Here is a 24,065-nt window from a genome sequence, read left to right as displayed (position 1 = left end):
CACCTCCTTACGATGCGCCCTTGGCCAAGGCGGCCTCGCGACGGCTCGCGCGACCCTTGCGTTTGCGCTGTTTGCCCCGCAACCCCGCGTCTGCCTTGGGCGCCAAGCCGATGCGGGCGAGAGGAGCCTGCACCCCCGCACTTGCAGGACGAGAAGCCAAGGGCAGCAGCTCGTCGAGAACACCCTCGATGCTTATGCACAAAGGGCTCGAAGCCTCTACCAGGCTCTGCGCCATGCCCGCGCCGAGCAGCTCCTCCACTTCGCGACCGCCGTCGGCCAGCTCCGCTACATGGGCCCCATCCAACGCACTGGACACGTCGATGGACGTGAAGGGCGCATGACGCGTGCAGCGGTTCACGGCGAGCAGAAACGATCCCGTTGCAATGCCGCAGCGCAGGCACAAATCGAGGGCATGGCGGCAGGCACGTACCGAGGAGGCGCGCTGGTCGACGAGGAACAGGGAGGCGGCAGCCCGTTCCAGCAGAAGGAGATGCACGTCGTCCCAGCCGCCTCCCGTGTTCGCGATCACGAAATCGAAGGAGGCGACGAGGACGTCGACGACCGATCCCATGGAGGCCGCTACGACCTCCGAGCGCTCCAGGGCGCGCGGAGCGCTGACGAGCACCAGCGGCGCCCCACTCAGCTCATCGGGCACTGCTCCCGTTCTCGCAACTTCTTCAACCGGCACCGACGGAGCGTCTCCCATCAGGGCCGCGAGATCCCCAAACTGCAGATCAGCGTCGAGCAGCGCCGTGCGCAGGCCGCGCCGAGCCCCGAGAAGGGCCGCAAGGGTCGCCACCGTGCTCTTACCCGCACCACCGCTCCCGCTCACCACCGTCAGCAGAAAGCCCGCGCGATTCTCTTCCTGCGTTTTTGCCGTCGTGAGAGCTTGTCGGACGCCTTCGGAGTCGGGTAGCGCCAGCGCGACGGATTCCCCATCGCCCCTGTCGCCATCGATGTTGCGCGCAGCTTCTTTCAGCAAATACTCCCCCAGCTCCGCGGGGGACACGATGCCGTCCAGCTCGGCGGCCTGAGCCCGGGAGGCCACCGATCCCGTGCGATCCGCCGTCACAAGATAGACGGCCGTCTGCGGGCTGTCGCGCTTGCAAGCCGCCGCGAGATTGATGGGCTCCGCCCCTTCACAGCACGACACCCACACGAAATCGAAATGCTCCTCGTTGACGCACCGCCGAGCTGAGACCGCCTCGGCGCACACTTCCACAGCCAGCTCCTCCAGCACCGAAGAAAGCGAGGTTGTGCCGTCTTCCGCCATCGGCAGACTCTCGCCGTGGCCGCAGAGCAAGTAACGCTTGCGCTTCGTCATAGGTTCGCTCCTTCCCCCATCGCCCCATTCTCAGGCGCCGCTGGTTGCCCAGAAGCGGGAGGCGTCTCGGCAGCGGGGCCCTCCAAAGGCGCCTCCGCCGAAGCCGACGGCTCTGCCGCCTCCTGCCCCTGGGGCGCCGAATCGCGAACCCCCTCTCCCGTCGAACCGTCCGATGGCGTGCTGCCACCCAAAGCCGGCAGCGCGAAATAAAGTTCCAAGTTCTGCGCCGCCGCCACAACCTCCTGCACCCGCTCGGGCTCGACGGCCAGCGTGACCCACTCCGCCGTCGCCCCCGATTCGGACGCAGCGCTCGTGGCCAGAATCAGAGCGCCGCCCACCAGCTTGGTCGTGGACACGGGGCCCGTGGCGTACACGTCCACTTCCATACCCGGCTCCACCGAACCGCCCACGGCCTGCACGGGCCGCGCCGGCACGCTGATGGCGGCCATGCCCGCCGGCACCGCCAGTTCGGAGTCGGACATCTCGGTGCGCCGGGAGCAGAGGACTTCTCCCTTGATGACGTTCGAACCCAGACGTTTACCGATGATTTGGGAGGAATCAGTCACGGCAGTGTCGGGCAGAAGATCGGCCACCCACATCTTCGTGACGACGGCCGAGGCGTCCACCACCTCGCCCGCCGCCAAGTCGCGCTTGGCCACGCACACTTCCACCTGATCGCCCCCATAGCGCTCAAGCGCCTCGGCTCGGGCCGCGTCCACCTCCCCGCGCACGCTGGCCAAGTAGAGGGCCACGCACAACGCGCAGCACAGCCCGCAGGCCAGAGCACCCCATTTCGTCTTGTTGATTGCCATCGCTTCTCCTGACTTTCGGAAACGATGACATCATGCAAGATCACGACCGTAAAAATGACGCGGGAATGTCCCGTTTCGTTCCTCGCGCCGACCGTCATGGAGTCGCATCCTCGACCGCACTGGCGTCCCAAGGGCGAAGGGAAATGCCAGGGTAAACAAGAAAGCCCCAGGCAACCTGGGGCTTTCTGCTTCAATTCATGGTGGTCGCGGAGGGATTTGAACCCCCGACCTTGTGCTTGTAAGGCACCTGCGCTCCCGCTGCGCCACGCGACCGAACATATTACGCGCCTAAATGCGCGAGTCCGTATTGTGCCACAAGTTCCCCGCCGGAGCAAATGGAAAGCAGGGCGCCGAGACGATAGCGCATCCCACGTACCTCGCGGCACAGCGCCCACGGCGCAGCGTGCGGCGCGATCCCGGCACGGCGCCCACGGCGCTACCTCGGCACAGCGGCCGCGGCATTGCCGCCGGCGTCGTCGCTGGTCGCGCGCATCCGGCCCGCCACGAGCGCCGTAACGAAGATGGCCGCCGCGAACAGCAAGAGCACGTCGACCGCAAGCGCGACGCCTTCCGCCGCCGACCCCGTCGCATCGCCCACCGCCGCGCGCAGGCCCTCGCCGAGCCAGTACACCGGCGTGAAGGTGGCCACGACGCGCACCGCCTCGGGCATAAGATCCAGGCTGATCCACGTACCGCCTAGAAACGTCAGCACCATGCCGGTGATGTTGCCCACGGTGTTCGACACACTCTCGCCGCAGCCCAGCTGCCCCAGCAGAAACGCGATGGCCAGCGGGATGAGCACGAACACGAGCTCCACCGCCAGCACGCAGGCAAGATCGGCCGGTGCGAGGGTGAATGCGGAATAGCCGAATGCGACAAGGCCGATGCCCATGATAACGGCCCACACGAGAAGCGCCACGACGAGCCCCGCCGCCGCCTTCTGCAGCCCCAGACCCAAGCCCGAGGTGGAGGAGACGGCAACGCGCCGCCGCACGTCGGTGCGGTTGAAGGCCCCCATGAGAATGCCCACCGACACCACCACGGCCACCGTGAGCGGGTAGGCGCTCCACATAAGATAGAATACGAAGGCCTCGCTCCCCACCGCCACGCCCGGGACGGAAACCTCCTCGATGCGCGGCTCCTTCTGCGCGGAGGCCTCGGCCTGGGCCACCAGCACCTCCGGCGAGGAGTCCGGCTCGAGCACCGCCGCGGCCCGCACCAGCCCCAGATACTGGTTCACCTGGGTATCAACCAGCGTGGCCGCCATCGATTGGAAGCTGAACACCGTCTCAAGGCGCGGGCCGTCGCCGCCGTCGCGGGCCGCCGCCAGATAGCCCTCCTCGAACCCGGCGGGCACGATGAGCAGATAGTCCACCAAGCCCGTGGCCACGGCATCCTGGCAGGCCCGCGCCTCATCGGCCACCTCGACCGACGTTCCCCGCTCTTCGAGAAACGCCGCCACCGAGCGCGATAAGTCGCTTTGATCCCGATCGATCACCGCGAAGGGCACCTCGGCCGACTCGTAGCCCGCACTTGTCGCCGGCGGGTACACGCCGCTGGTGATAAACAGGCCCATGAGGCTCAAAAAGCCCACGTACACCAGCAGATAGATGGGATGCTTCGCCACCACTTCCAAGGCATATCTACAGGCTTGCATAGCGCTGCCTCCTCACGAACAGGGCCCCTACGGCGAACAGCGCGGCCGAGAACAGGCCGATGAGCGCCACGTTCCCCGCGAACACCTCCAGCCCGTCGTAGTAGTACAGGCTGTAGAACATGTCGCAGATGGCCTTCGCCGGGTTCAGCGAGGCCAGCACGGGGAATTCCCGCGAGACCATGTCGGCCAGCTCCATGCAGGGCTCGCCGTAGAGCCCCGTGAACAGCGAGAGCAGGCACACCACCCCGGTGAGAATGCCCGTCTTCGATCCCACATCCAACTTGGGGAGTGACCCGAGCGCCGTGCCCAGGGCGCAGGCGAGCAGCGATGCGGCGCCCAGTCCCGCCACGCACAGGCCCTCGCGGCCGGCGAAGTCGACCCCCACGACAAGACGCGTGTACAGAAACGCGATGAGCAGGCAGCAGAACGACAGCAGCCAGCAGGCCAGAAGCGTCGCCAGAAGCGTGCGCGTGCGCCCGATGGCCCCCAACGCCCGCCGCGCGCCCAACGGCGAGAGGTTCGGCTGGGTCCAGCAGACGGCCACCACGGCGATCTGGGCGCCGAACAGGGCCGCCATGGCGAACAGCGCGTAGTAGAAGCGCACCGACTCCTTGGGCGCGGCGTGGGTGAGCGAGACCTCCTCAGTCGCATCGACGCTCGAGAACAGCGCCTCCAGACGGCCCGGATCGGCGAAGGCCCCGGGGTTCTCGCGGGCGATGGATGTCATCAGGTCGGCGTCGCGCACGTAGGTGCCCACCACCGATTCCAGGATGCTGCGATCGATAGCATCCATATCTGTCGTCTGGCCGATCTGCAGCCCCGGCGCCAGGGACAGCACCGGCTCGCCGTCCTCGTCGACGGAGAACACCCCCATCACCTCGCCGTCGACGAGGGCCGATGCGGCCGCCTCCCCATCGGCGAAGCGGCACACGTCCAGCAACTGATCGTCGCCCCTTTCCCCCAGCGCCTCCGCCACCGCCGAAAACGGCGACGTGTCCCACGCCTCATCGGCCACCACGCCGGTGGGCACGGGGTCGAACTCCATGGCGCCGTCCAAGTTCGCGAACATGAACATGAAGATGGTCGCCATGAGGATGGGGAAGGCCAAAGACCAGATGAACAGGCTCTTCTCGCGAACGAGCGCCCGCAACGTGCTTGCGAACAACGTGCCCATAGCCCGCTCCTAATCCCTCAGCTCTTTACCGGTGATCTCGAGGAACACATCGTTTAAGGTGGGCGGCTCGGCATAGACGCGGCCCACGGCGCACCCCGCGTCCGCAAGCACGCCCAGCACGTCGCCCACGTTGTGGCCGCCCTGCTCGCACTGCACGACCAGCTCCGGCTCGGTGTAGGTCACGCGCCGCACATGGGGCAGCGAGGCCAGGCGCCCGCGCACGGCATCACCAAGCGCCGCCACCTCCACGATGATGCGCTCGCCGGCCCCCACTAGGGCCTTCAGCTCGACATTGGTGCCCACGGCCACCGACCGGCCGCGATCCATGATCATGATGCGCGAGCAGATCTCCTCCACCTCTTCCATATAGTGGCTCGTGTACACCACGGTGCAGCCCTGCGCGTTCATGCGGCGGATGCCCTCCAGAATGGCGTTGCGGCTCTGCGGATCCACCGCCACCGTCGGCTCGTCGAAGAAGGCGAGCCGGGGCCTGTGGGCGATGCCGCAGGCGATGTTGAGCCGCCGCAGAAGGCCGCCGGAGAGCTTGCGCGGGCGGAACTTCACGTAGTCCTCGAGGCCCACGAACGCGATGGCCTCGTCCACGAGCCGCGCCCGCTCGCGCCGATCGTCCACGTACAGGGCACAGAAGAAGTCGATGTTCTCCCGCACCGTGAGCTCTTCGAACAGCGCCACGTTCTGCGGCACCACGCCGATCTTGCGCTTCAGGTCGTAGCGCGTGGGCGTCATGGGCTCGCCGAACAGGCAGATGTCGCCCTTGTCGAAGGTGAGCAGCTGCAATATGCAATTGATGGCCGTCGTCTTGCCCGAACCGTTCGGGCCCAAAAGCCCGAAGATCTCGCCGGGCTCGATGCGCAAATCGAAGTGGTCGAGCGCCACCACGTCTCCGTAGCGCTTCACCAAGTTGCGCACCTCGACGATGGGCGCCGACATAGCGCCGGCCCGTGCGCTATCGTCTCTCGCGCAGTCGCCCTGCGCGCCATCCTGCGTGCCATCGATCCTCAGCGCGCCGGTCCGCGCGCTGCCGTTCGTAAGCTCGCCGTCCATGAGCGCTCCTTCCCCTATCGGTCATGGCCCCATTATTCCAAGAACCGCCGCGCCGCAGAAGTGCCAAATGTCACGAATGTCGACGTGCCCCTTGCTTCGCGAACGTGCGCCTTATAATGGCCCCATGGACAGAATTGTTGACGAGATCGTTCTCTTCGGGCTGGGGCTTCCCCTCCTTCTGCTCGCTCCCGCTGCCCCCGCAGCCGTAGCGGCGCCGCTTCTCACCCTCATCGCCACGGGCGCGCTCGAACTGCTCGATCGCGGCGAAGGCGGTGCGCAGCGCCAGGCCCCTGCCAGCGCCGCAAGCCCCGTCCGCGCCGCGCGCTTCATCCGCGTCGCACGTCCCGTCATCGCCGCCGCCTACCTCATCGCCGCACTTGCCGCGCCGGCCCTCGCCGCCTTCGTGCCGCTTCTGGCCTACGCCGCCGTGGCGCAGAACCTCGGCCCCCTGCGCTTTCTATGGCCCGCGGCCCTCCTGGGCGCCGCAGTGTCCGGAAGCGGCGCGCTGGCGGCAGCCGCCCTTCTGCTGGGAGCGCTCGCCTGCCTGGCCGCCCGGCGCACGACCAAAGTTCAAACCGAGCGCGCCTCGCTCCGCCAATGGCGCGACGCCGTGCAGGAAGACCGCCTCGCCCTGGCCGAGCGCACTCGCGACCTCGCCGAGCGGCAAGATTTGGAAGTGAGCTGCGCGGTGCTGGCCGAGCGAGCCCGCATCGCGCGGGAGATCCACGACAACGTCGGCCACCTGCTCACCCGCTCGGTGCTGCAAATGGAGGCGCTCGCCGTCACGCACGAGGACGATCCGGCGCTCGCCAAAGAGCTGGCGGCGGTCGGCGCCACCCTCCACGAGGCCCTCGGCACCGTGCGGGCCAGCGTGCACGACCTGCACGACGAGGCCTTCGATCCACAGACCACCTTGGCCGAGCTGATCGGGGAATTCCCGGGAATTGCCGGCACGCTCGCCTTCGAGGCCGAAAGCCTTCCGCGCCCTGTCGCCCTTGCCGTCGTGGCTATCGTGCGCGAGGCGCTCGCGAACGCCCGCACGCACGGGCGCGCCACGAGCGTCGCCGTCTCCCTCCTCGAGTTCCCCGGCTTCTATCAGCTCGCCATCGAGGACAACGGGCGCGCGGCGAACCTGGTTGGCGAGGGCGGCCTCGGTCTCGCCTCGATGGAAGAGCGCGCGACGGCCTTGGGCGGCACCTTCTCGTTCGAACCGTTGCCCCCACCGCGCACCGGCTCCCGCGTCTTCGCCACCTTCCCCAAAACCCAGGAGGTTCGCCCATGAGCGCCCCATCTCCCCTCTCCGTCGTCATCGTGGACGACGACGAGTTCGTGGCCCAATCGCTGCGCACGATACTGGAGGCGCGCGGTAGCGTGCGCGTGGCGGGCCTCGGCACGAAGGGGGCCGAGGCGGCGGCGCTTTTCAACGAGCACCACCCCGACATCATGCTCCTCGACATCCGCATGCCCGATCTGTCGGGTCTGGCCGCCGGCGAGGCCATCCTCGCCGCCCACCCGAAGGCGCGCATCGTTTTCCTCACCACCTTCGCCGACGACGACTACATCGTGCGCGCGCTGGCGATCGGGGCCCGCGGCTACCTCATCAAGCAGGAAGCTCGTGGTCTGGCCGAAGCGCTGCATTCCGTCATGGAAGGCCAAATTGTCCTGGGATCCGATGTCACCGACCGCGTGAGTGCGCTCATCGGGCAACGGCCAGCGAACGGCGCCGGAGCCGCCTTCGACGACTCTCTGTCGCACCCCGATAACAGCCAGGCCGCCCCCTCCTTCGCCGAGGGGCTCACACAGCGCGAGCGCGATATCGCCGAGCTCATCGCCGAGGGGCTCGACAACCGCGAGATCGCGCAGGCGCTGTACCTGTCCGAGGGCACCGTGCGCAACCACATCTCGGCCATCCTGCAGAAGTGCGGCCTGAGAAACCGTACCCAGATCGCCATCGCCTGGTGGCGGTAGGTCGCAGCGTCATCCGCTCCCCACCGCCCGCGACGTTCCCCGGCGCCCTCATCGTCCGCAAGACCGCATGGTGCGCCGCTGCAATTTCATGCAAGAAATCTACGGGCAAATGGCTATCATCTCTCCCTGTTATGGAAATGCCCCGCGCCCCACATACCCAACAGCCCCGCTCATCCCGACATCACGAGACCGTGCGCTGCGGCCGGCCTGGACAAGTACCGCGCCCTGCGGTCGTTCACCGCCGCTTTCGGCCTCACGCCCATGCGCTACCTTGCCTCGCTGCGGGTGGAAGCGGCCCGCGAGGCGCTCGCCGCCGGGGCCAGCTGCGCCGACGCCGCCTGGGCGGCAGGCTTCTCCGACCAGGCTCATCTGACCCGCGCCTTCAAGGAGCGTCTCGGCATGACGCCCGGCTTCTACCAGCGCGCCATCGCCGGAGCCGATCCTGCGGACGCGCTTGCTTCGTCGCCAGAGCAGGTGCGCCCATGAAAGCGCACGCGCTCGCCCTGTTCACCATCCTCGTTTGGAGCACCACCTTCGTCGCCGCCCTCGTGTGGTCGGTCTACTCCACCCTCGTCGATCGCATCGCCGACGCGGGCTACGAAACGCTGGCCGCCACCAAGCGCATCTTCGCGTGGGGCCTTTTGTTCATGATGCCGGCCGTTCCCTTTGCAGGGGCCTTCCCCGCACTGGGCCTGGTCGACCCCCTCGTCGTTGCGAACCTGCTCTTCTTGGGGCTCGGCGCCTCAGCTGCCTGCTTCGCCACCTGGAACTTCGCCGTGAAGCATCTCGGCGCCGTCGTCACGAGCACCTACATCTACCTGGTACCGGCGCTCACGGGCGCCGCCTCAGCCCTCGTGCTCGGCGAGCCGATGACGCCTCCCATCGTCGGCGGCGTCGCCCTCACCATCGCCGGCCTCATGCTTTCGAACCGCAAAGGCTCTCGCCGAGGGCAACGCCGCGGCCACGCCTCGCCCTCCTCTTCGTAGACGTAGTACAATGGCCGGAGCGTCAAGGGATCGCTGCTCGCACCAGCAGCATGGCCCTCACGCACCACCATCGCCATGTCGAAGAAAGGACCCCCGTGGCCGCTATTCCCGATCCCGTCCAAACCGCCTACGAGGCGGCCGCCGCCCAGCGCACCCTGTCGCTGCCGACCATTCCGGAAGAGCTGCGCGCCCTGGAGGCCGACGATCTGCGCGGCGGGGCAGAGGAACCGCTGGAGGCCATCGACGCGAGCGGCCTCATCATCGCCGACGAGAATTTCTCGGAGCTGCAGGCGGCCCACGCCCGGTTCGCGAATTGCTTCCTCTCCTGCTGCGACTTTTCCGGCTCGCTGTTTACCGATACGGTATTCGAGGGATGCGACTTCGCCAACAGCTACTTCGATAGCGCCGGATTCACCCGCTGCACCTTCAAGAACTGCAAGCTCACAGGCGCGTCGTTTATGGAAGCGAACCTGGAGCACGTGGCCCTTGAAGACTGCACGCTGGACTTCGGCGCCTTCAACCGTTGCCGTTTCTGGGCCGTATCGGCCACGCGCTGCGATTTCTCCGGTGCCGACATGGCCGAGATGGAGCTGCACTACGTGACGCTGGACGACGACCGCTTCATCGGCACGAGCTTCTTCCGCACGCCCCTGCTCGGGCTCGATTTCTCCACCTGTCAGCTGGAGGGCGTGGCGCTCTCCGACACCATGGCGGAAATCTACGGCACGAAGATGAACGTCTATCAGGCCGCAGCCTTAGCCCGCCGCCTCGGCGTCATCGTGGCGGAGTAGCCTAAGCCGCCATCCTGTCGTCGCGGCGCTTCGACACGAGCAATCTCGGGCGCGGCACGGCTCGACGGGAAACGACGACGGGAGCAGCCGGAGCTGCGGGAGCGCCCGTGCGTCCGTCGGCCCAGGTGGCGGCCACCACCGTGCCCACGATGACCGCGGCACCCAGAAGCCCCATCGCCGAAAGCGTCTCCCCCAGGAACAGGTAGGCGAACAGGGCCGTGAACACCGGCTCGCCCGTCAGCAGCAGCGACACCGTCGTGGAAGAGAGGCGGTCGAGCGCCAAGCTCTGCAGGAAGAACGCCAGGCAGGTGGAGAACAGCGCCAAGAACACGATGATGCCCCAGGCCACCGGCCGCACGGCGGCCACGTCCAGCATCGGCTCCCATGCCAGAGCGCACCCCAGGCACAGCGCGAAGGCCACGGCGATCTGCGTGCCGGCCACGGTCACAGCGTCAAGCTCGGCCAGCGCCTGCTTGCCGAACACGAGCGCGCCGGCCAGCGCCACCGACGACCCTAAAGCCAGAAGCTCGCCCGGCCCCACGGCGAGACTGCCGCCCTGGCTGCACAGAAGGTACAGGCCGCCGGCTACTCCCACCTGAAAGGGAATGATGGCGCGCGGGTAGCGGGAGCGCTCCACCACCGTCGAGAGCAGAGGCGCGAACACCACCGGCAGCGCCACGAGGAATCCCACGTTGGTGGCGGTGGTAAGGTCGAGCGCCACGTTGCAGCACAGATACGAAATGCCCATGCACAGCGCCTGGGGCAGCCACAACCGCACCTTCACGTTGCGAAGCCGCGCGACGATGCGGCGCCCGAAGAAGAGGGCGAACACCGCCGTGGCCAAGCCGAAGCGAGCGGCCAGGCACCACAGAGGCGTGATGGAGTCGTAGGCGAACTTCGTCACAGCGCTGCCCGATCCGAAAATGACCACTTCAATGAGCACGAAGACCACGAACGGCCAACGCGCCTGCTTCCAATGACTCATGGCTCCTCCTCTCAGCTTCGTCGCGGCCCGCATCCGGCACATGGCGGCGCGCAACCTCCTTCAAAGCGCAAAAATCCAAGCCCCACCTGGGGCGTTCTTTCTCTGAATTTGGAACGATGGCTATACTAAGCTCCGGGCAGAAAAAAGTAAAACGAGACTTCTTGTAAAACATTTTAAGAAAGTCTTATAATTGTGCAGACGCACAACACAGAGCAGGCTTATCCGCACCCCAGGAGGCGCCTTATGGCCAACCAGAAATACGACGCGTTCCTCACAGTGGCGCGCCTCGGCAGCTTCAAGGCCGCCGCCGAGGAACTGGGCTACACTCAGGCCGGCATCAGCTACCTGGTGAACGCCTTGGAAAAGGAGCTGGGACTGACGCTCTTTTTGCGCGAATACGGCGGCGTGCATCTTACTACCGAGGGCCGCGAAGTGCTCGGTCTTGTGCAGGCGATCAACGCCGACGAGCACGCCCTGGCCGCCCGCGTGCGCGAGCTCGCCGATCGGGAGGGCGGCCTTGTGCGCGTGGGAGCCTTCACGAGCGTCGCTATCGAGTGGTTTCCCTCCATAGCGCGGGCCTTCCTCGACCAGTATCCGAAAATCGACCTGAAGCTTCTGTGCATCGACGACGAGGAGGAGCTCGTGAACGCCGTGTGGGAGGGCCGCGCCGACTGCGCCTTCTCCATCGCGCCCGAGCGGCGCAACCTGGAGGCGGTGCCGCTGCATACCGACCCGCTCCTCGTGGTGCTGCCGCCGGACCATCCCCTCGCGGGCGCCCCCTTCTTCCCCACCGAAGCCTTAGCCCGCGAGCCCTACGTGCAGCTGCAGGGTAACGCGCGCCCCTCCGAGATGGAGGCGCTGTTCGAGGCCAACGGCGTCACCCCCAACGTGCGCTTCACGGTGGACTCCGACTACGCCGTCATGTCCATGGTCAGCGCCGGCCTGGGCTTCTCCGTGCTGCCGAGCCTCATTCTGTCGCGCCCTCTGTTCCCGCTCGCCGTCCTGCCTGCCGAGCGCGAGTGCTCCCGCAGCATCTCGCTCGCCGTGCGCTCGCGCGACACCGCCTCGGCCGCCACCCGCGCCTTCGCCGAAGTCACCCGAGAATGGGTCGCCGAGCGCTACGGGACGTAAACCGACAACACTTCAACTTATACATCAACAATCGAAGGGGGCCGCCGCAGCGACCCCCTTCGCAAGGGGAGGCAACAAATTGCAGATTTAGGCCCAGGCCTCTTCGCCCGCAACTTTCCTACCCGCTATACGCCCAAAGGTATAGCAACTGGCCACAGACGCACCACTGCCGCAATAGCCAGTTCCGAGAATATCGCTCGCGTTACGGCCCGCAGAATACAACCCAGAAATGGGGGAATCGTCCATCGCTGAAAGCACTTGCGCATCAGTGTTGATCTTGAGACCGCCATAAGTAAAGAGACCATTAAGCGTCGTGGCAGCTACCGCATAGAAAGGTGGCTGAGAAATTGGTCTCGTATACGCTGGCCTTTTCATCCACAGGGGGTCTTCTCCCTTTTGAGCATACTCATTATAATATGCAATGGTATTCTCGAGAGTTCCTGCCGGCATTTGGAGAGCCTCGGCCAAAGCACCGATGGTTTCGGCCTGAGCCACGATAACATCGGCGCCCACCTCGGAAATCTCTTCCATTTGATCATAAGTTTGCTGATCGAAAACCATGTAGCACGTCTCATAATCACGGAAATAGTAAGGATTACGAGCAACTTGCGCATAGTAAGAGCCCGCGTAATGGTCTTCGGCGATAAACCGTACGCCGCGCTTATTCACAAGCGCGCTAAAGAGGAGAGGACCGCCAACTACGCTATCGCGCGCTATCCAAGCACCGTGGGAAAGCTGGCCGTAAGCAAAGTTCATATGACGCGTGTCGGCGCCAGCCCCTTGACCCATGCGGATGCCATCACCGGTATCCCCCTCAGTGCCTATGATGAAGCTTCCGGCAGCATACGGGACATACTGATCAACCATGGCGTCATTGCAAGCGAATCCACCCGTACAAAGAACGACGCCCTTGTTGGCCTTAATGTTGTAGGGTTTTCCATCCTTCTTAGCCTGCACTCCGACCACACGACCTGTTTCAGGATGCAGGATAAGACGTTCGGCAGGTGTCTTATAGAGAATCTCGGGCGACAAATCTTCCACAGCCTTCTGAAGGGGGGCAAAGAAGCCCGAGCCGTTTTTTGCCCCGGTGAGCGTACCTTCCAAATTATCGGTCAAGCCTTCGACCCAGTGACTGTGGGGCACCGCCTCGCAGTACCCGACGTAATCCAGATTGAACTCATCGCCCGTGCATGATAATCCAGCGTCGTAATTCTCCTCCTCGGGCCAGGGAGGGTTGTATCCCGGCTTAAATACGACGCCAAGCGTGTCCACAAGCCAATGGTACAAATCCAAAGACTCGTCAGCCATAACACGACAATGGTCTTCGCTCACGCCAGGTCCCGTTGCCGCAACAAGATATTGATAGTAGTTATCCGTTGTCTCGTTGAACCCAGCCGCTACTTGAGTGGGAGTTCCCCCGCCCATGTAAATTAGACCTCCGCAGATGTTGGTAGATCCACCAGCTTTACCTTGCTTCTCCAAGATAGTTACCGTAGCGCCTGCATTTAGCGCCTCCCAAGCCGCCGCTGCGCCCGCGCCGCCAAAACCAGCAATTACCACATCCGACTCCGCGTCCCACGTCTCCGGAAGCCCAACAGGACTCAAAGGCGCGGCATCGCTTCCAGACTGCTGGGGACTGCAGCCACCGAGCACCCCTCCAACGAGCGCTGCTCCGCCGACCGCGACGCCTCCTTTCAGGAAAGAGCGGCGACTAACGAGTCCGCCCTCCTTGCCATTGTGACAAATCGCCATAGCATCTCCCTTCCTTAGCTGTACCTTAGCTGTATCGCGCCGGCGTCATGCCGACGCTGGCAAAATAATATGAAGAGAGCCATGCGCCGTGATCATATCGAACTCTCTGTTTATCCCAAAACGCCCCCGAGAAAAACGTATGGGTGTAGGGAGAAAGCAAGAAAGATATAATGGCAGAATGAGCATGACAGCAGACAATACTACCCGTCCTCGGAAAAAGGGGCCCATCGCTATAGAGGGCGCTCGGATCGTGGGATTTGCGCTCCTCTTGGCATGGTTCAGCGCAAGCGGTTTTTTGGTCTCCTCCGCCACTGCAAACAGTGCGGACTTTCTTACCTTGGTAGCTTTCACCGCGCTGCTATTCATCGCAGCTTTCGTCGGTCGATCTCGCGACATCAGGCGACAGGCGACAATACTCTGTCCAGTTTTCAGCGCAGTAGCTGCAGTTGGAACTATTGTTCCTTCCTTCACTGCCGACAGCCCCATCATTAGTATAATCTGCTCCTTGCTCACCGCGCCCGGTCTTGCTTTTCTTGTTCTCGGTTGGGGTTCTCTCTTTAGCAAGCGAAGTATGCCTACGGTCATTCTGGAAACCATTGCAGCACAACTCCTCATGTCAGCCATTCATCTGACAGGATGCCTTCAGCCGCCGCATCTCGAAGCCGTTCTGCGCGGGATCTACCTTATCGGATCGGCTTTCATGTTCGCGATCGCAGCGAAAGCCACTCAACCAACCAAACTCTCCCATCTCCTGAGCGGACAGCACGACCACAGTCAATCGGCAACAAAATGGCAGCCGTTTGTTCGGTTCATTATCGCCATCAACCTTTGGGGCGCCGCAATCAATCTGCTCTACAACATTTATCGCTATTGCGCACCTCTCGACTTTGAAGATCTATCGGCCCCAGCCGCCTTAATCGAGATAGCATTGTTAGGACTTCTTCTCGTTGTAGCTAGTAGGCAAAGGGTGAAGGACACCCAGCTCTACACAATCATATTCGCCACCGTACTGCTCGCCTTTCTTTTGGTTCCAATTCTTGGCATACAAAATACGGCACCGTTCTATGCCCTGTTTCTTGGCTTCGCGGCATTGTCGGTACTCACCTGGACTCTTTCTGCTCAGATCTGCCAGGCCTATCAGCTCAGCTCAAATATGGTGTATGGTTGCGCAATAGGCTCGTTCCTCGGATTGCAAATTGTTATAGCCCGCGCCATTGCTCGAGATGCGTTCAGCGGAATCACCTCGTCCCCCATAGAGCTCAACACCCTCTGCCTGATCGGGGCATTCGCCTCCTTCGCTGCCTACCAACTCGTATTCAACCACCGCTCGGCCATATGGTCAGAGCCAAGTGAGACCATGCAGGAAGCCGCAACAGATCATTCAGCTGAAGGGGATGCTTGCGCAAACGCCGAAGCCGTAGCGGACCCGTTCGAACGGTGGGATGACTTTGCGGCCCTCTATCACCTTACGCCTCGCGAAAGCGAGGTGCTTCTCCTCTTCGCGCGAGGTAGGAGCTATGAGCGCATCCAAGAGACGCTTGTCATTGCACGAGGAACGGTCAACTACCATATGTCCAATGCTTATAGAAAAATCGGTATCTCGAGCCGGCAAGATCTGCTCGACCGCCTCGACGAAGCCGCCTGCTCGAACGAGAGAAAATGAAGCCATTACTTCACCGGTCTCTATGCAATATTGACCCTCAAGAGATCGCGCCCCCGACACCCAGCTTCGCCCATCTCCACCAACAACGTCCGGAGCATGCGGATCGGTGGCGTCTTTTGCTCGCGCCGCGGGCAATCAGCTCGTGAAACAGCCGCTACAGGATCGCCGTTAAGAGAGGGACCCGGCTCTAGGCCCTCGTCAGTTATAACTCCCTGCTCTCATGCGATAGCAAGGAGTTCCGCAAAACAGGAAAACGCAGAAAGCCCCCGGTGGGGGCGATTCGCGTTTGCAAGGGGTTTGGGGATGCGAACCGCGCCCATCGGGGGCTTTCGATATCGGGGCGAAGTAGGAGACCTGCGACCGCTCTTCCGTAGGGGCCGACCTTGGTCGGCCCTCCTCGACAAAGACAATCTTTCTCAGTCGGGAGGGGCGACCGAGGTCGCCCCCTACGGGGGAGGACCAGCATAAGTTTCCCAGTCGGGAGGGGCGACCGAGGTCGCCCCCTACGGGTGCCGACCGGGAGACCGGCCTCCCCCGTGCTCTAGAAGAACGGGTAGATGGACACGCCGGTCATGTAGAACACCGCGCGCAGGGCAAGCGCGCTCACGAGCACGCAGGCCGCGCCCACGGCGCCCCACACCTTCCAGTCGCCCTTGGCGCGCCCGGCCAGCGCGGAGCCCAAGCCGGCAACAGCGGCCACGATGGCCACGACCGCCCAGGCCAGCGATGCGCCGGAGAAGGGCGCCGTCGAGCCGTCGGGGGTGATGTCCATGGTCGGGCTCGTCGGGTCGAACCAGAACTCCACCGCCGTGTAGGAGCCGGCCGTGGCCTGCATGGCGATGAGGTAGGCCACCACGAGCACCACGTTCACGGCCTGACCGATGAGGTTCGCCTTCGCGTCGAGGTCGGACGACTCGTCGCGCACGGCGCAGATGAGCGCCATGGTGGCCGGGCCGAAGCCGCAGGCCGCACCGAGCAGTGAGGCGATCTGCAGAAGCGAGTTCCAGGCGGGCAGCGAGGCCATCATGTAGGAGTGGCCCATGACGATGACGAGAATCGCCGCCACGACGATGCCCACGATGGACAGCCACGTCGGCACCTTGGCCTCATCGCCGCCCCGGCGCAGGTACACGAAGTACACCACCATCACCACGGCGAGCACCACGATGGCGATGAGCTCCTGGGTGATGCCGCTGGTCATGTGGCCGAAGCCGTTGAAGATGCGCTCCCAGTGCTCCAGGTGGAAGAACACGGCGATACCGCCGACGACCAGAAGCACGGCCGAGGTGATGAGCGCCGGCATCTGGGCGCGGGCGCCCTTTCCGCGAAGCGCCCAGACGCACTGAGCCGCGAACAGGCCGGCCGCCCAGGCCAAGAGCGTGGTGAACAAGATAAGGGGCCATTGCAGTTCCATTATTCCCCACCCTTCCAGTCGCGGTCGCGCAGGATGTAGGCGAAGTGCGGCCCGTTGCCCACATCGGGCAGGTGGTGCACGTCGGCCTCGGTGTACTCCTTGGCCATATCGCCCAGCTTCACGCGGTTGCCGGTGTACAAATTGTCATAGGAGCGATCGACGTCGTAGCCGATCTCCGGCGCCTCGAAGGAATCGATACCCTCGTCCAAATCGCCGAAGAAGCGGGCGCGGCCACCGCACTGGATAACGCACTGGGGCAGACCGCCCTGGGCGGTGATCTGCTCGCAGAGCGTGCACTTCTCCACGACGCGCTCCTCCTCATTCAAGTAGCGCACGCCGTAGGGGCAGGCCATGGCGCAGAACTGGCAGCCGATGCACTTCGACTTGTCGATCTGCACGGTGCCGTCCTCCAGCTTATGGGAGGCGCCCGTCGGGCACACCTTCACGCACTCGGGGTTCTCGCAGTGCTGGCACTGCACGGGCAGGTAGTACATCTCCACGTCGTGGGCGCTCGTGGCACCGGCCTTAAGACTCGGGCCGATGCGGAGCACCTTGTTCCAGTACGAGCCGATCGGCACGTTGTTCACGGCCTTGCACGCGACCATGCACGCCAGACAGCCCACGCAGCGGTTCAGGTCGGTGACGATTGCTTTGTTCGCCATGGCTTAGGCCTCCTCTCGGATATCGTAGTTGGGCAGCCATTCCTTCAGGCGCGGGTCGGAGGCATCGCAGATGATCTGGGTGCCGTCCTCCGGCGCGCAGGGGATGACCTTGCCGTCGGGGCAGTTCTCGGGCGTGGCCTTGTAAATCTTCACCGGCACGCCGCGCATGTGGTGCGAGCTGATGAACTTGTCCTGGCCCTCCGGATCCCAAATGCACTCGATGTTGGAGAGCAGGCAGCCGTGGGTCGGCGCCGGCAACTCCGGGAACCACCAGGCATGCTCGGCGTTGGCCCAGCCGGGGGCGATGCCGTGGTACAGATCGACGCACTGGCGCACCTTGCCCCACGCGGTCTCGATCCAAGCCCAGTCGCCCTGCTTGAGGCCGAGCTTCTCGGCGTCGGCGGGGTTCAGCTCCAGACGCGGCGCCGGCCACAGCTCGCGGCACCAGGGCAGCTGGCGATGCTCACTATGGAAGTACACCGGAATGCGACGACCGGTGGTGAGGATGATCGGGTACTCCTCAAGATCGATCTGACCACCCTGGGCAGAGGACGCGGGCGGCTCGTAGTTCGGCATGATCTCTTTCATCACATCGAACTTGCCCGGCTCGAACTGGTTGGCCATATCGAGGCAGAACGTCTCGAACTCCATGGACCAGAAGCTCACCAGGCCCGTCGGCGTGGGGCAGCCGAAGTTGTTCACTGGCTGGCCGGTCTCGGGATCGGTCGACCAGGGAGCAGCCGTGCAGGCGTCCTTGCCCATGCGCATCCAACCGGTCTCGAAGCGGCGGTAGGTTCCCCAGCGGTTAGGCTCGATCACCTTGGCGTTGATCCAGCCGTTCTCCTGGAAGTCGTCGCGGAAGTCCTCCCAATGCTCCCACTTGCAGCCCGGGTAACGGTCGCCGAAACCGGACACCTCGTTGTGGGCCTGGAACCAATCCTCCAGACGGTCGTCGTGATGGTAGGCACCGGGCGCGTCGCCGGCAATATTGGTCCACGTGCCGTTGGGGTTGCCCTGCTTCTCGATGGCCTCGAAGATGAGGCGGTTGATGTCGTAGTCGAACTTCGTGTCGGCCGGCGGCTCGATGCAGCGCTGCGTGAGCCCGATGCCGCCCGAAGCGCCCTGGGACACGCGGATGTTGTTGATCTCGGTCCAGTGCTGGCACGGCAGGATGATGTCGGCCATCTCGGTGCCGGGGTGATGGAACATGTTGATGTCCACCCAGAAGTCCAGCTTCGAGAGCGCCTCCCAGGCAAGCGTCGCGTTCGACATGTTCATGAACGAACCGGACTCGTTGATGCCGCCCTTCAGCGGGTACTCGCCCTCGCCCAGGCACGCCTTCCAAATGCAGGTGGCGTCGGCCCACTCGTTGTAGTACGGCAGAATGGGGAACTTCTCGGCGCCGATCATGTTGCCCAGCACCTCGCGGCGATCCGGGATGTTCATTGGATCGACCTGCTTGTCGGCCAGATACATCGGCGGGCACATGGGCTCGCCGGTGAGCGCCTCCATGCCCTTCAGCGTCCACTTCACCTCCTGGGGCATGTTGGTGCCGGGAGCGGCCGTGGCCTGCTCGTCGACCGGCGTGCGGGAAAGGCCGCGGTTGCCGGCCGGGCCGTCGAAGTTGCCCGAGGAGTAGATGAGGTTGAGCACCGCGCGAACCGTCTGCGCGCAGTTGCCGATCTGGTCGGGCGCCAGGTTCAGATGAATGCCGCCGTTGCCGTAAGTCTGGCCCTCGGGACGCGTGGCCCACACCGTGCAGGACTCCTCGATGAGCTGCGGGTCGAGACCAGTGATCTCGCTGGCCCACTCCGGCGTGCAATCGGCCACCGACTTGGCGAGGTAGCTCCACACCGGGCGCGCGATGTGCTTCGTGCCGTCGGCCAGCGTCACCTCGTGCTCGCCTTCCAGATCGAAGTCGATGCCGGCCTCCTCCAACTCCCAGTAGGAAATCGGCGGCAGATAGCCTTCCTGCGAGGTGCCCGCGTACACCACTTCCATCTGGTCGCGGGTGGGGGCCACGTGGTTGCAGCCCTGCCACTGGGTGGTATCGGTATCCCAGTACACCAGGCCGCCCTTACCGTCGTTGGCCTTCTTGTTCCAGGCCATGAACTTGTGGGGGCTGCCGCCCTCTACCAGATCCATCTCCTTCAGAAGACGCGTCTTCAGCTTCGTGCCGATAAGATCCTGCAAGGCCGGAACCTGAATCGGCGAGGAGAGATCGAGGTAGCGGCCGCCCGTGGGCTCCATGTCCTCCACCACGAGCAAGGACGCATCGGTCCAGCGCTTCACGAACTCCCAGTCGATGAGGTCCTTCTCAATGAGAATGTGCTGCCAGGCCAGCGCCAGCGCGCCGTCGGTGCCCGGCTCCAGGTTCAACCAGTAATCGGCCTCCTTGCCCGAGCCGGACAGGCGCGGGTCGATGCAGATGTGCGTCTCGGCGGCGCTCATGCGGTCCACCAGGTTGCGGCAGCTGTCGTCGTAGTTCGAGTTCTCCGGCGCGGTGCCCCACTGCACGTACACGCGCGGCCCGTCGCGCAGCGCCATCCACGGGGCGCCGTCGACCGAGCTGATCCAGCCCATGAGGCGACGCGGGCCTTTGCAAATCTCGGACGCCACATGGGCGTTGGGGGTGTCGAACAGCCACTTGTAGAACGCGTAGGGGCCGTAAACCCACTGACGGGATGTGCCGCACATGTTGAAGATGGACTGACCGCCGTACTGATCCATGATCTCCTGGAACTTCGAGCCGATGGTTTCCATGGCCTCATCCCAGGTGATGCGCTGCCAGCCCGGCTCCTCGCCCTTGGGGTTGGTGCGCTTCATGGGATGGTAGATGCGGTCGGGGTGGTAGGCCGCCTGCAGCGACGACTGCGACTTGCCGCAGCAGTTGCCCGACGACTGGAACGACGACTGGTCGCCCTCCACCTTGACGGCGCGCCCGTTCTCCACCGTGACCCACACGCCGCACTCCATCTTGCCGCAGCCGCGGCAGCACGTGCGCACGCGCTTGATCTCGCTGCCGCGGCTGGGCGCCTCGGCGTCCTCGGCGAGTGCGGCGCCCGGCACCGCGCATCCGATGACCGCCGTGGCAGCCGTGGCCGCGGACAGCTTGGCGAAGGTACGGCGGCTCAAGTTGAGCTTACCCATCTCTCCTCCTTTTTCTCTCATCCTTTCGGGCGCCCCGGACGGGTCGCCCACGTTGTCATCATGGCAAAATCAGGCCCCCGCCGCATCATATGTTTGCCATGATTTTTGAGTTTTCCCAGATGAAAGCTTTGTTAGTCCCCTGAAAAGGTCGGGGGCAAGCACGGGGTTTCGCCGTATAATTTTTGCCAAGGAAAAGGGGAGTTTTCCTTCAGGAATTCCAGGGAAAGGGCTCTCGGCGCGCACATGCGGCGACCGCCCTGCCATTCTTTCTATCGAGGGGGTCGCGTGAGTTTTCGTTCCATCTCAGAGAACCTGAACGCCTACCGCGAAGAAGCCGGCAGCCATCCGGTGGCCCTCGATCGCGTGCTCGGCTTTACCTTTATTCGCGCGTGGGTATACCTCATGTTCGTGGGCGCGGCCGCCAGTTCCATGACATGGAGCGGCGAGCAGATCCCGCCTTTGTTCTACGTCGTCTCCACGGCCAGCCTCTGCGCCGTGCTCTTCGGGAGCGCGCTAGCCGGCGAGCGCTTCGTGCGGTTCATGACCCATCCGGCCGCGCGCTTCGCGGCACCCGCGCTCACCACCGGTGGAACCCTGCTTCTCGCCTCGTCGGCGGCGGGCACCGGAGCGGCCCTCTCCTTCGGCATCCTGGGCGCCATCACAACTGGCATCGGCTCGGGGCTGATCGATCTGGGCTACGGCGAGTTGTACCGCAACGAGCCGCCCGCCCGCGCCACGTTCGAGGTGCCCCTGGCCTTCTTTCTGGCCGCCGTGGCGTTTTCCCTCGTCATCATGCTGCCGTCAGTTGTCGGCTGCCTCGTCTGCTCGCTTCTTCCCGCCATTTCCGGCTGGATCCTGTTCGTCGAGCAGCATGCCTGGTCGCGCAAGCACCAGGCCAGCGTCCTGCCCATCGATTTCGACCTGAAGTCCTTCGCCTGGCGCATCGGCGTGTGCGCGTGTTTGGTGGGCGTGGCCGACGGCATGGTGCGGGCGGCGTTCCTCTCGTCGAACAACCTGAGCATCCACGTGTTTTTGCAGTGGCCCCTGGCCGGCGCCGGGCTGCTCACCATGGTCATCGTGTACGGCGCCGCCCTGCTCTCCTCCGAGCAGAGCACGCGCACCATCTACAAAGCGGCCATCTGCGTCATGGCCTTCTTCTTCATGCTCCTGCCCGTATTCACCAGCGCGCAAGACGTGGAAAGCGTGCTGGCCCTGGCAGGCTACGGCACCTTCAACGTGCTCATCTGGATGCTTCTGGCGGAGATCTCGTCGAACTACCGACTCTCTTCCACCGAGGTGTTCGGCATCGGGTGGGGCATGGTCACGCTCGGCGTGCTGCTCGGCTCCATTGCCGGCAACATCGTGGATCAGTTCGCTCCCTTCACGCCTCAATTCTTAAGCCTCATCGCGCTCATCGCCACCATGGCGGTGCTGCTGTCGTTCCTGTTCGTGTTCCGCGAAAGCGACCTCATCGCGCTGACCGAGGAGCCGGAAAGCGAGGCCGAGAACGCCGAAGATCGCGCGCTCGGCAGCTCCAGCGACGCACCTCCCACAGCTAGCGACAGCCCCCGCCCGCGCTTCCAGGACCGTTGCCTGGAAGTGGCCGCCGCCTTCGAGCTGTCGCCCAAGGAGACCGAGGTGATGATCCTCTTCGCCAAGGGCCGCTCGGCCGCCCGCATTCAAGAGGAGCTGTTCATCTCGAAGGGGACCGTGAGCACCCATTTGCGCCACATCTACCAGAAGATGGACGTCCATTCCAAACAGGAAATGCTCGACGTCATCGAAGGCGTCACGAGGGAGTAGGGCCTTCCCCTTTTCTATGCCTTCAGTATAATAGCGGGCGGAAAGGAGAGGACTATGAGTCTACGAGGGCGCACTGCGCTCATTATCGCGGGTGCGGGAATGAATCTGAGCACCTACGGTATCGGCGTGTGGGGCGACAGCGTGCTGCTCTCGAGCGGTTCCTTCGTGGGACCGGCCCTCGCCGCGCTGTCGGACACCTATCTGCTCTTCTCGGCCCTGGGCCTGTTCGGCGCCCTTATCGCCCGGGTGATTATTGCCGTCGCGTCGGGAGCGAGCAACCATCGCTACCTCGCCTGCGGGCTTGGACCCATGGCGATGGCAGCCGCACTATTCATATCCGGTGTTTGGAACACCTCAGGGCTTCTGGTGGCCCTAGCGGCTTTCTGCGTCGGCTGGAGCTTCGCCTGCCAGAGCCTGTTCTGGGTGACATCAATTTCTTTCGAGCCCAAGCAGATGCGCACGATCTTCCCTTTGGAACTAGCCTGCGCAGCCGCGTTCAACGGACTGTTCGTCATCGGCTTCATGGACAACCAGGGGCTGTTCCTCGGGTTGTGCATCGCCCTTTCCGCCGCCGCCAGCGTAGCCCTGGTGCGCCTTGATCAAAAATGTGAGCAGCCGAAAATGGTGCCCGTAGCAGGATTCTTCGAGAGCCGCTATGTGCCTGCTTTTCGCACCTTTGCTGAGGTGCTGTTCTGCGTGGTGGCCCTTCAGACCATAGCCCCCACTCTGAACTACATGGGGTTTTTGGGAGATCTTTCCCCGATCGAACAGCAGCTGGTCGTAGCAGGAGCCAAGCTCGCCGCCGCCGTGGCCCTCGTAGCCATCCTGCGCTTCTCGAAGGCGCCGCTGCTCTCCGTCCAGGTGTTCAAGGTGGTCACGCCCGTGCTCATCCTGTTACTGTTCGCCGTGCCCTTTGCGCCGGCGCCCTACCTGCTCGGACTGTTGGCAGCGGGTTCTTGCTTGCATTTCGTTGTAATGAACTCGCTGTTCTGCATTGACGCCATCGCTATCGCGCAACGGCACCGTCTTGTGTTCGAGGCGTTCTACGGCGCCGGCTACCTCTTACTCATGGGCTTTTGCTCGGTGCTGGAGAAAGTCATGCCCCAGCTTCTGGCCGCCGGCTCCTCCGCCGAGCTGCTGCTGGTGTTCGGGGTGTTCTTCTCCGTGTACGTGCTCAGCATGGTGCTTGTGTTGGTGCGCAGACGCCGCCGTGATGAGGATGGCGGCGCACTGCCGTCCGACCGTTTTGTACCAGATGCAGACACGCGGAGAGATGCTTCAGCGACGCTCTCGGAAGCAGAGCCTTCCTCGGGCATCGCCACCACCGAAGATGCTCCCGCCCCTCTACCTATTGCCGAACGCGTAGGCATCGTACAACGGAAATTCGGTCTGTCCGACAGGGAGGCCGAAATCGTGCTGCTCATAACACGAGGACGCAACGTGCCAGCCATTGCCGAGGAACTCGTTATATCCCAAAATACCGTGCGCACCCACATAAAGCGCATCTATAGAGCTTGCGGCGCCCACGCTCGCCAAGAGCTTATCGAGCTCTGCGAGACTGCGGAGACCGAAGAGAACTCCCTCTCCCAGGATTAGACTGGATCAGATCGTATCACCAGGTAAATCACCCATTCATCCCGTGAATCACCCATTTTGAGACACCTATCGATCCTCTTTTTGCCCTATCGTCTTCCCGTCGCAAAAAGCGATGGAAGACGAAAAGGAGGG

The 24,065-nt window shown here is 64.0% G+C and carries 19 protein-coding genes, 1 tRNA gene and 1 pseudogene; 9 read left to right on the top strand and 12 right to left on the bottom strand.

The features are described from left to right. Positions 1-7 precede the first annotated feature (7 nt). From NE591_RS01305 to NE591_RS01280, 6 genes are all read right to left on the bottom strand, one after another. Positions 8-1,324, bottom strand: a complete 1,317-nt coding sequence (locus tag NE591_RS01305; protein ID WP_114539467.1) for a P-loop NTPase — start codon at positions 1,322-1,324, stop codon at positions 8-10. Continuing rightward, positions 1,321-2,136 (bottom strand): Flp pilus assembly protein CpaB, encoded by an 816-nt coding sequence (gene cpaB, locus NE591_RS01300; RefSeq protein WP_114539468.1) that lies wholly within the window; start codon positions 2,134-2,136, stop codon positions 1,321-1,323. The genes NE591_RS01305 and cpaB overlap by 4 nt, the downstream gene beginning before the upstream one ends. Before the next feature lie 198 nt (positions 2,137-2,334). Continuing rightward, positions 2,335-2,409, bottom strand: a tRNA-Val gene (locus tag NE591_RS01295). A 163-nt stretch (positions 2,410-2,572) separates the two neighbouring features. After that, entirely contained in the window at positions 2,573-3,793 is a 1,221-nt protein-coding gene (locus NE591_RS01290; protein ID WP_114539469.1) for an ABC transporter permease, read from the bottom strand. Further along, the gene (locus tag NE591_RS01285) at positions 3,780-4,967 is read right to left on the bottom strand and encodes an ABC transporter permease (RefSeq protein ID WP_114539470.1); all 1,188 of its coding nucleotides are present in this window, start codon (positions 4,965-4,967) and stop codon (positions 3,780-3,782) included. Before NE591_RS01285 ends, NE591_RS01290 begins: the two co-directional genes overlap by 14 nt. Before the next feature lie 9 nt (positions 4,968-4,976). Continuing rightward, positions 4,977-5,918, bottom strand: coding sequence for an ABC transporter ATP-binding protein (locus NE591_RS01280; RefSeq protein ID WP_114548869.1), 942 nt, complete (start codon positions 5,916-5,918; stop codon positions 4,977-4,979). 238 nt (positions 5,919-6,156) lie between these two features. Here NE591_RS01280 and NE591_RS01275 point away from each other — a divergent pair, with 238 nt between their 5' ends. The 5 genes from NE591_RS01275 (at position 6,157) to NE591_RS01255 (ending at position 9,777) form a co-directional block, all read left to right on the top strand. Beyond that, on the top strand, positions 6,157-7,314 hold the full coding sequence (locus tag NE591_RS01275) for a sensor histidine kinase (protein ID WP_114548846.1): 1,158 nt from the start codon (positions 6,157-6,159) through the stop codon (positions 7,312-7,314). After that, on the top strand, positions 7,311-8,000 hold the full coding sequence (locus tag NE591_RS01270; RefSeq protein WP_256156230.1) for a response regulator transcription factor: 690 nt from the start codon (positions 7,311-7,313) through the stop codon (positions 7,998-8,000). The genes NE591_RS01275 and NE591_RS01270 overlap by 4 nt, the downstream gene beginning before the upstream one ends. A 78-nt stretch (positions 8,001-8,078) precedes the next feature. Beyond that, entirely contained in the window at positions 8,079-8,486 is a 408-nt protein-coding gene (locus tag NE591_RS01265) for a helix-turn-helix domain-containing protein (RefSeq protein WP_114548848.1), read from the top strand. Beyond that, entirely contained in the window at positions 8,483-8,986 is a 504-nt protein-coding gene (locus NE591_RS01260; RefSeq protein WP_157012423.1) for a DMT family transporter, read from the top strand. Before NE591_RS01265 ends, NE591_RS01260 begins: the two co-directional genes overlap by 4 nt. Before the next feature lie 95 nt (positions 8,987-9,081). Next, positions 9,082-9,777, top strand: a complete 696-nt coding sequence (locus tag NE591_RS01255; RefSeq protein ID WP_181815537.1) for a pentapeptide repeat-containing protein — start codon at positions 9,082-9,084, stop codon at positions 9,775-9,777. Between the two features lies 1 nt (position 9,778). Here NE591_RS01255 and NE591_RS01250 read toward each other — a convergent pair whose 3' ends face one another. Beyond that, complete coding sequence (locus tag NE591_RS01250; RefSeq protein WP_114548851.1) at positions 9,779-10,762, bottom strand: DMT family transporter; 984 nt, start codon at positions 10,760-10,762, stop codon at positions 9,779-9,781. Positions 10,763-11,005: 243 nt separating this feature from the next. Here NE591_RS01250 and NE591_RS01245 point away from each other — a divergent pair, with 243 nt between their 5' ends. Beyond that, on the top strand, positions 11,006-11,893 hold the full coding sequence (locus tag NE591_RS01245) for a LysR family transcriptional regulator (RefSeq protein ID WP_114548852.1): 888 nt from the start codon (positions 11,006-11,008) through the stop codon (positions 11,891-11,893). Between the two features lie 87 nt (positions 11,894-11,980). On the opposite strand, the gene NE591_RS01240 is transcribed toward NE591_RS01245, so the two are convergent. Together NE591_RS01240 and NE591_RS16165 are read right to left on the bottom strand one after the other, a co-directional pair. After that, complete coding sequence (locus NE591_RS01240; protein WP_256156229.1) at positions 11,981-13,453, bottom strand: FAD-dependent oxidoreductase; 1,473 nt, start codon at positions 13,451-13,453, stop codon at positions 11,981-11,983. Between the two features lie 63 nt (positions 13,454-13,516). Next, positions 13,517-13,645: pseudogene (locus NE591_RS16165) on the bottom strand (twin-arginine translocation signal domain-containing protein); the annotation flags it as partial. Positions 13,646-13,823: 178 nt separating this feature from the next. On the opposite strand from NE591_RS16165, the gene NE591_RS01235 reads away from it, so the two are divergent. Continuing rightward, the gene (locus tag NE591_RS01235) at positions 13,824-15,308 is read left to right on the top strand and encodes a LuxR C-terminal-related transcriptional regulator (protein ID WP_181815538.1); all 1,485 of its coding nucleotides are present in this window, start codon (positions 13,824-13,826) and stop codon (positions 15,306-15,308) included. 541 nt (positions 15,309-15,849) lie between these two features. Here the strand turns inward: NE591_RS01235 and NE591_RS01230 are convergent. From NE591_RS01230 to NE591_RS01220, 3 genes are read right to left on the bottom strand one after another with little or no spacing between them, the layout of a single operon-like run. After that, entirely contained in the window at positions 15,850-16,722 is an 873-nt protein-coding gene (locus tag NE591_RS01230) for a DmsC/YnfH family molybdoenzyme membrane anchor subunit (RefSeq protein WP_114539481.1), read from the bottom strand. After that, the gene (locus NE591_RS01225) at positions 16,722-17,384 is read right to left on the bottom strand and encodes a 4Fe-4S dicluster domain-containing protein (RefSeq protein ID WP_022740684.1); all 663 of its coding nucleotides are present in this window, start codon (positions 17,382-17,384) and stop codon (positions 16,722-16,724) included. Before NE591_RS01225 ends, NE591_RS01230 begins: the two co-directional genes overlap by 1 nt. A gap of 3 nt (positions 17,385-17,387) precedes the next feature. Next, complete coding sequence (locus NE591_RS01220) at positions 17,388-20,534, bottom strand: molybdopterin-dependent oxidoreductase (protein ID WP_173114335.1); 3,147 nt, start codon at positions 20,532-20,534, stop codon at positions 17,388-17,390. Positions 20,535-20,819: 285 nt separating this feature from the next. Here NE591_RS01220 and NE591_RS16160 point away from each other — a divergent pair, with 285 nt between their 5' ends. Further along, entirely contained in the window at positions 20,820-22,337 is a 1,518-nt protein-coding gene (locus NE591_RS16160) for a LuxR family transcriptional regulator (RefSeq protein ID WP_173114338.1), read from the top strand. 54 nt (positions 22,338-22,391) lie between these two features. Continuing rightward, positions 22,392-23,933, top strand: coding sequence for a helix-turn-helix transcriptional regulator (locus NE591_RS01210; RefSeq protein WP_173114341.1), 1,542 nt, complete (start codon positions 22,392-22,394; stop codon positions 23,931-23,933). Positions 23,934-24,065: the final 132 nt, after the last annotated feature.

This window comes from Adlercreutzia sp. DFI.6.23, from assembly GCF_024462535.1.
Taxonomy (GTDB): Bacteria; Actinomycetota; Coriobacteriia; order Coriobacteriales; family Eggerthellaceae; genus Adlercreutzia; species Adlercreutzia rubneri.
The sequence above is the reverse complement of the archived record's forward strand: the minus strand, read 5'-3'. Positions and strand labels throughout refer to the sequence as shown.